Source organism: Phytohabitans flavus, from assembly GCF_011764545.1.
GTDB lineage: Bacteria > Actinomycetota > Actinomycetes > Mycobacteriales > Micromonosporaceae > Phytohabitans > Phytohabitans flavus.
Map to the genome: position 1 here is coordinate 6,820,814 of NZ_AP022870.1, position 12,260 is coordinate 6,833,073.

Genomic DNA, 12,260 nt, shown 5'->3' on the forward strand with positions numbered 1-12,260 from the left:
GGAGGATTGCACCGAAGGTACGCAGGTCGAGACGCTTGGGAGGTGACAGTGACCGCGATGATCCCCACTGCCCATCACGGGCCGTGGACCGAGGAGGAGTACCTTGCGCTCGGCGAGGACAACGACCGGATCGAGCTTTTCGACGGCGACCTCCACGTGACCGCCTCCCCGAGCCCGTGGCACCAGCGGGTCTGCCGCAAGCTCGCAACCTCTCTGGAAGAAGGCGCCGAAGATCGCGGCCTGCACGTCCATTGGGCCGTCAATCTGCGCCTGAAGCCAAGCCGGATCGTGATACCAGATCTCGCGATCACGACCGTGATCGACTTTGACGAGCGGGTCGTTCCCGGAAGCAGTGCGGTGCTCGTCTGCGAGGTCACCTCTCCCAGCAACGCAGCGACGGACAAAGTGCTCAAGATGCACTACTACGCCGAGGCCGGCATTCCCTGGTACCTCATTGTCGAGCACAACACGTTCGCACTGCGCCTGTTTCGGCTTCAGGGCGGTACCTACGTCGAACGCCACACCGCTGAGCCAGGTGAGGTGCTCAGGTTGATCGAGCCGGTAACGGCCGAAATACGGCCTGAGTCGTTGCTGCCGCCGCGCTGATCGGCGCATAGGGTCGTTTGCTATGACCCACTTCGACGTGGCTACCGCCGCGGTGCAGGCCGCGCTGGACGCCGGGGCGCGTTACGCCGACGCCCGGGTGATGCACCGGCGCTATGAGGCGATGTCCGCCAGAAACGGCGACATTGAGGATCTCAACCAGAGCGAGGACGCCGGCATCGGCGTACGGGCGCTCGTCGGCAGCGGCTGGGGCTTCTACGCCGTACCCGACCTCTCCGACGCCGCCGCCCGCGCGGCCGGCAGCCGGGCCGCGAAGACCGCGGCGGCCAGCGCGCGGGTGCCGGGCCCCGCGACGGACCTGGCGCCGGTCGGTGCCGGGGCCGGCTCGTGGGCCTCGGCCTGCGAGATCGACCCGCTCACCGTGCCCCTTTCCGACAAGGGCGACCTGCTGGTACACGCGACCAAGACGATGCGCGAGCACGGCGCGGACGTGGCCGAGGGGCTGTACCAGGTCTGGGACACCGAGAAGTGGTTCGTGTCCAGCGAGGGGCACCGGATCGACCAACACATCCGGGAGTGCGGCGCGGGCATCTCGTCCACCGCGATCGGCGAGGGCGAGGTGCAGCGGCGCAGCTACCCGGCCTACCGAGGGCAGTACGGCACGCGCGGCTGGGAGCTGGTCCAGGAGCTCGACATCGCCGCCCACGCGGCCCGTATCGCCGACGAGTCGCGGGCCCTGCTCACCGCCCCGCTCTGCCCGGCCGGCGAGACCACGCTGATCCTGGGCGGCGAGCAGATGGCGCTACAGATCCACGAGTCGGTGGGGCACGCGATTGAGCTGGACCGGATCCTCGGGTGGGAGGCCGCGTTCGCCGGTACGTCCTGGCTCGACCTCGACCAGCTGGGCAGCCTCCACTACGGGTCCGAGCTGATGAACATCACCATCGATCCGACGATCCCCGGCGCGCTGGGCAGCTTCGGCTTCGACGACGAGGGCACCCCGGCCGCGCGGCGCGACGCGGTGCGCGAAGGGCGCTGGGTCGGCGTGCTGGCCGGGCGGGACTCGGCCGCGGTGGCCGGGCTCGACTACGCGGGCAGCGTACGGGCCGACGGGTGGTCCCGCCTGCCCATGGTGCGGATGACGAACGTCGGCCTCGAACCCGGCCCGCACACGCTCGAAGAGATGATCGCCGCCACCGACGACGGCGTCTTCATGGAGACCAACCGCTCCTGGTCGATCGACGACAAGCGGCTCAACTTCCAGTTCGGCACCGAGATCGCGTACGAGATCAAGAACGGGCGGCAGGGACGGATGCTGCGCAACCCCACGTACACCGGGATCGGTCCGATCTTCTGGCGCTCGATGGACATGCTCTCCTCGGAGAGCATCGCGTGGGGTACCCCAACTGCGGCAAGGGCCAGCCTGGCCAGGTCGGACACACCGGCCACCCGGCCGCGCCGGCCAGGTTCCAGAACGTGCGGGTTGGTGTTCGTGGATAAGGGAGAAGGAGCGCAGCGAGTGAACCGTTATCCACGGATTTCAGAGAGGCAGTGGGGTTGATGGAGGACATCGCGCGCCGCGTCCTTTCGATGGTGGGTCCGGGCGTCGAGGCGGAGGTCTTCGTCGGCCACACCGCGCTGGCGCTGACCCGCTTCGCCAACTCGTTCATCCATCAGAACGTCGCCGACGCCACCACCTCGGTACGCCTGCGCCTGCACGCGGACGGGCGGACCGCGAGCGGCTCGACCACCGTCACCACCGACGAGGGCCTGGCCGGTCTGGTGCGGCGGACCCGGGAGGCGGCCCGCCTGCTGCCGCCCGACCCGGCCTGGCCGGGACTCGCGCCGCCGGCGCCGCTCGCCGGCGAGGGCAACTGGGACGAGGCCACCGCGCAGGCCTCGCCCGACGCGCGGGCGGATCGGGTACACGCGTTCGTGGACGCCGCCGGCGGGCTGGAGACGGCCGGCTACTGCCGCACGATGTACGCGGCCGGTGCGTTCGCCAACTCGGCGGGCCAGTCGGTCACCGGCCGCACCGCCGAGGTGGCGATGGACGCGATCGCCCGGATCGAGGGTGCTGACGGCCTCGGCCGCCTCGCCAGCGGGCGGCTGTCCGAGGTGGACGGCGCGGTGCTCGGCGCCCGCGCCGCCGCCAAGGCCCGGGCCAGCGCTGACGCGGTGGAGCTGCCGCCCGGCCGGTACGAGGTGGTGCTGGAGGCCCCGGCGGTCGCCGACCTGCTCCAGAACCTCGCGCTGTACGGCTTCAACGGCAAGGCCTACAACGAGCGCCGGTCGTTCGCCGAGCCGGGCGCGGAGCAGTTCGACCGCGCGATCACGCTTGTCGACGACACGCTCGGTGCGGCCGGGCTGGGCCTTCCCTTCGACGCGGAGGGCACGCCGAAGCGGCGGGTGGCGTTCGTGTCGTCGGGCGTGACCGAGTCGCTGGCCCACGACCGCCGTACCGCGGCCGAGGCGGGCGCGGAGACGACCGGGCACGCGCTCCCGGGCGGCAACACGTTCGGCGCGTTCCCGGCGAGCATGCGCCTCGAGCCCGGCCCGGCGTCCGCCTCGCCGACCGAGCTGGGTGTCGTCGTGGACCCGGCGGCCGCGGCACTGGTGGCCGGCGTCGAGCGCGGGCTGCTGGTGACCGACCTCTGGTACACCCGGGTGCTCGACCCGAAGAGCCTCGTGGTTACCGGCCTGACCCGCAACGGGGTCTGGCTGATCGAAAACGGTGAGATCACCACGCCGGTGCGAAACTTCCGGTTCACCCAGTCGTACCCGCAGGCGCTGGCGCCGGGCGCGGTACTCGGGTGGGCTCGGCCGTCACGACGGTGCCCGACGGTTGGGGCGCCGCCTGGCGTACCGCGCCGGCCGTCCGCCTGGCCTCGTGGAACTTCACCGGCGGCGCTTCGGGCTGACCCGCCACCGGCGCCCGTGCGATCGAAGCTCCTCCCAGCGACTTGGGGGAGCTTCGATCATCGAGGCAGGCGTGCTTGACTTGGCGCCGTGACGGACGACGATGCCCCACGTCCACGCAACCGGCGCCGGACAAGCCGGGCGAGGCACCGGCCAAGCCGACCGCCACCGCGCGGAGCCGCCGCAGGGTCCTCGCCATCGGTGGCGGGATCCTCGCCGCGCTCGTCATCGCCGTGTGCGCCGGTGGCATCGCCGTGATCAGCGCGATCGACGGCATCATGGACCGCGCCGAGGAAAACGAGCGGAGCGTAGCCCGTACCGACGCCGCCTGCACCGATCTTGAGCGGCGGCTCAACCGGCTGCTCCCACCCGGCGCGACGGAAAACCCGCGGGCCAGGGCCACCGCCGTACGTAACGAGAACGCGGCCGTCCGCCCTCTCCTCGCCGAGCTCGACCAGCTCCCCGGCAACCACCGTGAGCACCGGCGGGACTGGCTGGACGCGTGGAGCCAGCTGGTCGAGGCGCGGTCCGCCTACGCCGGCGCGCTGGACCGCCAGGTCTCCGGCGGGGAGCCGGCCTTCTTCGTGCCGCCGCAGGGGCAGCAGGGCAAACCCGTGGTGGAGCGGCTGGTGGACGCCGGTCCGGACTCATGCGACGGATCCGTCCGCCGACTGGCCAGCCCAGACCTCTAGCGGGTAGTGAACTACTACACAAGGTCATGGACTTACGCAACCGCCCTGACACACGCAAGACTCCCATGCACGTGGCCGTCAACACGCGGCGTAACGTGTAGCACCGAAACCGCGCGGATGCGCCGTTAGGGAGACATAAAGAAATGACGACTACGGCAACGAGGCCGGGTGCACGGGCGCGCGCCGCCATCGTGGCGAGGACGTTGCGCACGGACCGGTGGTGGCTGGCACCGCTCATCACTGTCGTCGGGCTCGGCGGTTGGGTCGCGTACGCCACGGTCCGTGTGTTCATGCACGACTTCTACTGGGTCGCGGACTACCACTACCTGACCCCGTTCTACTCGCCGTGCATCACCGACCGCTGCATACCCGAGGCCGCGCACTTCGGCACCTTCCTGCCGGGCTGGTGGATCATCCCGGAGGCCGCCCTCAGCCTCCCGTTCCTGCTGCTCTTCCGGCTCACCTGCTACTACTACCGGAAGGCTTACTACCGCGCCTTCTGGCTGTCGCCGCCGGCCTGCGCCGTGCCGGACGGCCACAAGACCTACCGCGGTGAGACCCGGTTCCCGCTGATCTTCCAGAACGCCCACCGGTACGCGTTCTACGCCGCCGGCATCATCTCGCTGGTCAACACGTACGACGCGATCCTGGCGTTCCACAGCCCCGAGGGCTTCGGCTTCGGCCTGGGCAACCTGATCCTGATCGCCAACGTGGTGATGCTCTGGGCCTACACGATCTCCTGCCACTCGTGCCGGCACATCGTCGGTGGCCGGCTCAAGCACTTCTCCAAGCACCCGATGCGCTACCGCGCCTGGACGTTCGTCTCGAAGCTGAACGTCCGGCACATGCAGCTCGCGTGGATCACGCTGGGCACGCTCGCGCTGACGGACTTCTACATCATGGCCGTGTCCGCGGGCTGGTTCTCGGACCTCCGGTTCATCAACTGAGGACACCCAAGATATGACTACGCGAATCGAACGACACCACTACGACGTCGTCGTCATCGGGGCCGGTGGTGCCGGCCTGCGCGCGGCGATCGAGGCCCGGCTGGCCGGCAAGAAGACGGCGATCATCTCGAAGTCGCTCTTCGGCAAGGCGCACACGGTCATGGCCGAGGGCGGCGCCGCCGCGGCGATGGGCAATGTCAACAGCCGCGACAACTGGATGGTGCACTACCGCGACACGATGCGCGGTGGCAAGTTCCTCAACAACTTCCGGATGGCCGAGCTGCACGCCAAGGAGGCGCCGAGCCGCATCTGGGAGCTGGAGACGTACGGAGCGCTCTTCGACCGTACGAAGGACGGCAAGATCTCGCAGCGCAACTTCGGCGGCCACGAGTACCCGCGGCTGGCGCACGTCGGTGACCGCACCGGCCTGGAGCTGATCCGCACGCTCCAGCAGAAGATCGTGTCCCTCCAGCAGGAGGACAAGGCCGCGACCGGTAGCTACGACTCGCGCATCCGGGTCTTCGCCGAGACCACGATCACCGAGCTGCTGCTCGACGGCGACAAGGTAGCCGGCGCGTTCGGCTACTACCGGGAGACCGGCGAGTTCGTGCTCTTCGAGGCGCCCGCGGTCGTACTGGCCACGGGCGGCGTCGGCCGGTCGTACAAGGTGACGTCGAACTCCTGGGAGTACACAGGCGACGGACACGCGCTCGCCCTGCGGGCCGGCGCCACGCTGATCAACATGGAGTTCCTCCAGTTCCACCCGACCGGCATGGTCTGGCCCCCCTCGGTCAAGGGCATCCTGGTCACGGAGTCGGTCCGCGGCGACGGCGGTGTCCTGAAAAACTCCACGGGCAAGCGGTTCATGTTCGAGTACGTCCCCGACGTCTTCCGCAAGCAGTACGCGGAGACCGAGGAGGAGGCGGACCGCTGGTACACCGACCCGGACAACAACCGCCGCCCGCCCGAGCTGCTGCCCCGTGACGAGGTGGCCCGCGCGATCAACAACGAGGTCAAGGAGGGCCGCGGCTCCCCGTCCGGCGGCGTCTTCCTGGACGTGTCCACCCGGCTCCCGGCCGAGGAGATCAAGAAGCGGCTGCCGTCGATGCACCACCAGTTCAAGGAGCTGGCCGGTGTCGACATCACGCGGGAGCCCATGGAGGTCGGGCCGACCTGCCACTACGTCATGGGTGGCGTCGAGGTCGACCCGGACACCGCGGCCGCGTCCGGCACTGTGCAGGGGCTCTTCGCGGCCGGCGAGGTCTCCGGGGGCATGCACGGCTCCAACCGGCTCGGCGGCAACTCGCTGAGTGACCTGCTGGTCTTCGGCAAGCGCGCGGGTGAGCACGCCTCGTCGTACACGGACGTGCTGGCTACCCGGCCGAGGGTGTCGCAGGCCGACCTGGACGCCGCGGTGGCGACCGCCTTGGCGCCGCTGGAGCGAAACGATGGCGAAAACCCGTACACGCTCCAGCAGGACCTCCAGGCCGTGATGGGCGACCTGGTCGGCATCATCCGCCGTAAGGGCGAGCTGGAGGAGTCGCTGGTCCGCCTCGCCGAGCTGCGCGAGCGGGTCAGCAAGGTCAGCGCGGCCGGCGGGCGCCGGTACAACCCCGGCTGGCACCTCGCCCTCGACCTGCGCAACATGCTCGTCGTATCGGAGTGCACGGCGAAGGCGGCACTGGAGCGGGAGGAGTCGCGCGGTGGGCACACCCGCGAGGACTTCCCGGCGATGCGACCGGAGTGGCGGCAGGTCAACCTGGTCTGCTCGCTCGACGGTGACAAGGTGCGGCTGGAGCACAAGCCGCTGCCGAGGATGCGGCCCGAGCTGATCAAGCTCTTCGACCGCGCGGAGCTTGCGAAGTATCTGACCGATGAGGAGCTCGCCGAGTACGACGCGCTCGCTGAGGAGGCTGCCAAGTAATGGGCGCGAAGCGTCGTTTCAAGATCTGGCGGGGCGACCAGGCCGGCGGTGACCTGAAGGACTACGACGTCGAGGTCAACGACGGCGAGGTGGTCCTCGACGTCATCCACCGGCTCCAGGCCACGCAGACGCCGGACCTGGCCTGCCGATGGAACTGCAAGGCCGGCAAGTGCGGCTCCTGCTCGATGGAGATCAACGGTACGCCGCGGCTGGGCTGCATGACCCGGATGTCCACATTCGCCGAGGACGAGACCGTGACGGTCACTCCACTTCGGGCGTTCCCGGTGGTCCGCGACCTGGTGACGGACGTCTCCTTCAACTACGACAAGGCGCGGCAGACGCCCGCGTTCGCGCCGCCGGCCGACCTGGCCCCCGGCGAGTACCGGATGCAGCAGGTCGACGTCGAGCGCTCGCAGGAGTTCCGCAAGTGCATCGAGTGCTTCCTGTGCCAGAACACCTGCCACGTGGTGCGTGACCACGAGGAGAACAAGAAGGCGTTCGCCGGGCCGCGGTACTTCATCCGTGCCGCCGAGCTGGACATGCACCCGCTCGACGCGCAGGAGGACCGCAAGGAGTTCGCCCAGGCCTCGATGGGTATGGGGTACTGCAACATCACGAAGTGCTGCACGGAGGTCTGCCCCGAGCACATCAAGATCACTGACAATGCGATCATTCCCATGAAGGAGCGGGTGGTCGACCGCCGGTACGACCCGCTGGTGTGGCTGGGCCGAAAGATCTTCCGTCGTGACCAGCTGGACGGCGCGGGCCAGGTCCCGGCCACCGCGCTCGTGGGAGCACGCACGGAAGGGTCCGAAGTGGCGCAGCACCATGGGCTCAACTGGCACCGCGAGATTCCGCAGCCGCAGGCCGCCCCGGTTGACGAAACCGGCCGCCTGCCGATCTCCGAGATCACGGCCGACCGACCGGGCGGCCCGTCGCCGTTCGGCGACGACCAGACGTTCCCTCTCCCGCCGGAGGGTCTCAACTACGCACACCCGAGCGGGACTGAGCAAGGCTGAGCATGGCGAAGGCGCCCCGGGACACTCCCGGGGCGCCTTCTCACGTCAGGCCCTACTGCCGCTTCAGGAACGGTGGCAGGGCGGCCACGATCGGCGCGTCGGCTGGCAGCCACTGCACGGAGAGCAGCTCCTCGGTGCCGAGCCAGCGCAGCTCCTCGTGCTCCAGCGCCTGCGGCACACCACCGTCGAGCAGCTCAGCCGTGAACACGCGCAGCAGCGCACGCCCGTGTCCGAGGAGCACGTCTTCCCCTACGCGCTCGCCGACCGCGACCCGTACACCGAGCTCTTCCTCGCACTCGCGGACGAGTGCCTCCACGTCCGACTCGCCAGGTTCGACCTTCCCACCGGGAAACTCCCACATACCGGCCATTTCGGGAGGATCAGACCGAGCACACGCCAAAACCTTCCCGTCTACGATGATCGCGGCGCCGACGATGATCCTTTGGTTAATCCGTTCGGACTGCACGGCCGACCAGCCTTCCAGATCAATAAAGAATTCGGGTGCCTGAGCCGTCCCGTACGGCACCAGAAGACGGAAATGTGGGCGTGGACACACCAGCCGGTTAGCGGCAAGACTGGGGGCACCGAACGATGACGAGATGGCGACGATTTGGCCACAAGCCGGCAACGACGCCTGGGAGGTGTGACATATGCGTGCTCTGTGGGGAAGCAGGGCGGCCCGTGACTACCTCAGCGACGCCCTGACCCTGCTGCCTGGTTGGACCCGGGAGGGTCGGCAGATCAAGCGCACGCTGGTAATCGACGATTCACAACACGCAGCACTCACCGAGCGTATCAAGGTAGTCGCCGATGCGTTACACCTCCAGCCGGAGGTACGGCGCCTCGATGGCCGCACCCAGATCCGCTTGACGCCACGCGACAGCGAAGACATCACCGAGGGCGTGGTCACGCTCGCCGCCCGCATCGAAGACGCGTACCGGACCGTGACCGGCGAAGCGTGAGGCCGCATCAGGCAACGCGGCCAGGTCAGACGTTGAAGCGAAACTCGACGACGTCGCCGTCCCGCATCACGTAGTCCTTGCCCTCCATGCGCACCTTGCCGGCCGCCTTGGCCGCGGCCATGGACCCGGCCTCCATCAGGTCGTCGAACGAGACGATCTCGGCCTTGATGAAGCCGCGCTGGAAGTCGGAGTGGATCACACCCGCTGCCTCCGGCGCGGTGGCCCCGACCGGGACGGTCCAGGCCCGCGCCTCCTTCGGCCCTGCCGTCAGGTACGTCTGGAGCCCGAGCGTGCGGAACCCGACCCGGATCAGCTGGTGCAGCCCCGGCTCCGGCTGGCCGATCGACTCCAGCAGCTCGCGGGCCTCCTCCTCGGACAGGTCGATCAGCTCGGACTCCACCTTCGCGTCCATGAAGACCGCCTCGGCGGGCGCGACGAGTGCGCTCAGCTCGTCCAGGAACTCCGCGTTGGCCAGCTCGTCCTCGTCGACGTTGAAGACGTAGAGGAACGGCTTCGTGGTCAGCAGGTGCAGCTCGCGCAGCTCGGCCACGTCGATGCCGGCCGCGGTGGCGCCGGCGTAGAGGGTCGTGCCCTCGTTGAGCAGCTTCGCGGCGGCTGATGCGGCGGCGGCGATCGCCGCCCGCTCCTTGCGGAGCTTCGCCTCCTTCTCCAGCCGGGGCAGCGCCTTGTCGAGCGTCTGGATGTCGGCAAGGAGCAGCTCGGTGTTGATCGTCTCGATGTCGTCGGCGGGCGAGACCTTGCCGTCGACGTGCACGACATTCGGGTCGGAGAAGGCGCGGACGACCTGGCAGATCGCGCTCGCGTCGCGGATGTTGGCGAGGAACGCGTTGCCCCGCCCTGCCCCTTCGACGCGCCGCGGACGAGCCCGGCGATGTCAACGAACGACACCGGCGCGGGGATCACCTTCTGTGAGTCGTACAGCTCCGCGAGCTTGCCCAGCCGCGGGTCAGGCAGGCCGACGACGCCAACATTCGGCTCGATCGTGGCGAACGGATAGTTGGCGGCGAGGACGTCGTTTTTGGTCAGCGCGTTGAACAACGTGCTCTTGCCGACGTTGGGCAGGCCGACGATGCCGATCGTGAGACTCACGGGCCGCCAGTCTACGCGCCGCCCGGCACCCGCCGGCCACGCGGACTCCCTCGACGGCTCGTCACACGGTCGTGTCCGAAAACCGCGAGCTTCTGGCTCGCGGTCCGGGCACGATCGACAGCGTGGAGTTGGACTTCGAGCGGTGCTACCGGGCCGTGGACAGCCGTGACGGGCGGTTCGACGGCTGGTTCTACACCGCGGTCACCTCGACCGGCATCTACTGCCGGCCGTCCTGTCCCGCCGTCACGCCGAAGCCGGAAAACGTGCGCTTCTACCCGTCCGCGGCCGCCGCACAGCGCGCCGGCTTCCGGGCCTGCAAGCGGTGCCGCCCGGACGCGGCGCCCGGCTCGCCGGAGTGGGACGTCCGCGCCGACGTGGTCGGCCGGGCGATGCGGCTGATCTCCGACGGCGTGGTGGACCGCGCCGGCGTACCGGGGCTGGCCAGCCGCCTCGGCTACACCGAGCGGCACCTGCACCGGATGCTCACGGCCGAGCTCGGCGCGGGGCCGCTCGCCCTGGCCCGGGCACAGCGGGCGCAGACCGCGCGCATCCTGATCGAGACGACCGACCTCGGGCTGGCCGAGATCGCGTTCGCGGCCGGGTTCGGCAGCGTACGGCAGTTCAACGACACGATCCGCGAGGTCTTCGGGTCGCCGCCGTCGGCACTGCGCAAGCCGAGGCGGGGACCGGCACCCGAGCCCGGCGCGATCCACCTCCGCCTGGCGTACCGGCCGCCGCTGCACGCCGAGTCGCTGGTGGAGTTCCTGGCGCTGCGGGCGATACCGGGCGTGGAGGAGGTGGACGCGACGACGTACCGGCGGGCGCTGCGCCTGCCGCACGGCTGCGGCACGGTCGAGCTGACCCCGACCCCCGGCTACGTGGCCGCCCTCCTGCGCCTCTCCGACGTACGCGACCTATCGCCGGCCGTGGCCCGCTGCCGCCGGCTGCTCGACCTGGACGCCGACCCGGTGGCGGTGGACGCCGTGCTGGCCGAGGACGAGGCGCTCGCGGCCTCGGTCGCGAAAGAGCCGGGCGTACGGGTGCCCCGCTCGGTGGACAGCTTCGAGATGGCGGTACGGGCGATCGTCGGCCAGCAGATCTCGGTGGTCGCCGCCCGCAAGGTGCTCTCGCGGCTTGTGCCCTCCGGCGAGCAGCTCAGCCCGTTCCCCACACCGGAGGAGGTGCTGGCGCTGCCGGACGAGGCGTTCAAGATGCCGGGCGCGCGGCGGGACACGATCCGGGCGCTCGCGTCAGCGGTCGCCAGCGGCGAGCTGGACCTCGACCCGGGCGCGGACCGGGAGGAAGCCGTCCACAACCTCACCAAGCTGCCCGGCATCGGCTCCTGGACCGCCAGTTACGTCGCGATGCGCGGGATCGGCGACCCGGACTCGTTCCTCCCCACCGACCTGGGCGTGCGCCGGGGCGCGAAGGCGCTCGGGCTTCCCGACGATCCGAAGGCGCTCGACGCGCACGCCGCCCGCTGGGCGCCGTGGCGCTCGTACGCCCTGATCCGACTCTGGAGACAAGGATGAACAGCACTGTTGTGCAAACCGCCGCCGGGCCGTTCACGATCCTGGTGAGCGACGCGGGCGCGGTACGCGCGGCCGGCTTCACCACGGACGTGGGGCAGCTGCTCCCGCTGGTACACCGGAGCCTGAGGGAGGAGCCGCGGCCGCGACCGGACCTCGGACCGGTCAGCGAGGCGGTGCTGTCCTATTTGGATGGTGATTTGACCGCGATCGACGAGGTACCGGTCGAGCAGCGCACCGGCGGCCAGTACCTCGCGCACGCCTGGGAGGTGCTGCGCGAGGTGAAGCCGGGGCAGCCGGTCACGTACACCGGGTTCGCCGAGCTGTCCGGCCGGCCGGCGGCGATCCGGGCCGCGGCGACCGCCTGTGCCCGGAACGCGGTCGCGCTGTTCGTTCCGTGCCACCGCGTCCTGGGTACCGACGGCACGCTACGCGGCTACCGCTGGGGGCTAGACATCAAGAAGTGGCTTCTGGCGCACGAGCGGACAACCAACTCGTAAACGTCAGACATAACGGCTACCGTCACTGTGTGCACTACGACGGTGACCGACGGCGTCCAGTGCACAACTTGTGGCGTATCCGTCGTTATGTCCG

8 protein-coding genes and 5 pseudogenes are annotated in these 12,260 nt (G+C 69.7%); 11 read left to right on the forward strand and 2 right to left on the reverse strand.

Annotation, left to right across the window (positions count from 1 at the left end; translation table 11 throughout):
• The first annotated feature begins 57 nt into the window (after positions 1-57).
• The 8 genes and pseudogenes from Pflav_RS29800 to Pflav_RS49075 form a co-directional block, all read left to right on the forward strand.
• A complete protein-coding gene (locus Pflav_RS29800; protein WP_332107887.1) occupies positions 58-606 on the forward strand; it encodes a Uma2 family endonuclease in 549 nt (182 codons plus the stop codon).
• 22 nt (positions 607-628) lie between these two features.
• Positions 629-2,064, forward strand: a pseudogene (locus Pflav_RS29805) (TldD/PmbA family protein).
• Between the two features lie 60 nt (positions 2,065-2,124).
• Positions 2,125-3,485: pseudogene (locus tag Pflav_RS29810) on the forward strand (TldD/PmbA family protein).
• 75 nt (positions 3,486-3,560) lie between these two features.
• Entirely contained in the window at positions 3,561-4,175 is a 615-nt protein-coding gene (locus Pflav_RS29815; protein WP_173039970.1) for a hypothetical protein, read from the forward strand.
• A gap of 143 nt (positions 4,176-4,318) precedes the next feature.
• Complete coding sequence (locus Pflav_RS29820) at positions 4,319-5,122, forward strand: hypothetical protein (protein WP_173039972.1); 804 nt, start codon at positions 4,319-4,321, stop codon at positions 5,120-5,122.
• A gap of 13 nt (positions 5,123-5,135) precedes the next feature.
• Positions 5,136-7,046, forward strand: a complete 1,911-nt coding sequence (locus Pflav_RS29825; RefSeq protein WP_173039974.1) for a fumarate reductase/succinate dehydrogenase flavoprotein subunit — start codon at positions 5,136-5,138, stop codon at positions 7,044-7,046.
• Positions 7,046-7,831: pseudogene (locus Pflav_RS29830) on the forward strand (succinate dehydrogenase/fumarate reductase iron-sulfur subunit); the annotation flags it as partial. The gene Pflav_RS29825 and the pseudogene Pflav_RS29830, both read left to right, overlap by 1 nt.
• Before the next feature lie 45 nt (positions 7,832-7,876).
• Positions 7,877-8,065, forward strand: a pseudogene (locus Pflav_RS49075) (succinate dehydrogenase/fumarate reductase iron-sulfur subunit); the annotation flags it as partial.
• Between the two features lie 52 nt (positions 8,066-8,117).
• Here Pflav_RS49075 and Pflav_RS29835 read toward each other — a convergent pair.
• The gene (locus Pflav_RS29835) at positions 8,118-8,555 is read right to left on the reverse strand and encodes a (deoxy)nucleoside triphosphate pyrophosphohydrolase (protein WP_269474641.1); all 438 of its coding nucleotides are present in this window, start codon (positions 8,553-8,555) and stop codon (positions 8,118-8,120) included.
• Positions 8,556-8,715: 160 nt separating this feature from the next.
• Here Pflav_RS29835 and Pflav_RS29840 point away from each other — a divergent pair, with 160 nt between their 5' ends.
• Positions 8,716-9,027, forward strand: a complete 312-nt coding sequence (locus Pflav_RS29840) for a 4a-hydroxytetrahydrobiopterin dehydratase (RefSeq protein WP_173039978.1) — start codon at positions 8,716-8,718, stop codon at positions 9,025-9,027.
• Positions 9,028-9,052: 25 nt separating this feature from the next.
• Here Pflav_RS29840 and ychF read toward each other — a convergent pair.
• Positions 9,053-10,137: pseudogene (ychF, locus tag Pflav_RS29845) on the reverse strand (redox-regulated ATPase YchF).
• A 122-nt stretch (positions 10,138-10,259) separates the two neighbouring features.
• Here ychF and Pflav_RS29850 point away from each other — a divergent pair.
• Together Pflav_RS29850 and Pflav_RS29855 are read left to right on the forward strand one after the other, a co-directional pair.
• Entirely contained in the window at positions 10,260-11,669 is a 1,410-nt protein-coding gene (locus tag Pflav_RS29850) for a DNA-3-methyladenine glycosylase 2 family protein (protein WP_173039980.1), read from the forward strand.
• A complete protein-coding gene (locus tag Pflav_RS29855) occupies positions 11,666-12,166 on the forward strand; it encodes a methylated-DNA--[protein]-cysteine S-methyltransferase (protein ID WP_173039982.1) in 501 nt (166 codons plus the stop codon). The genes Pflav_RS29850 and Pflav_RS29855 overlap by 4 nt, the downstream gene beginning before the upstream one ends.
• Positions 12,167-12,260 lie beyond the last annotated feature (94 nt).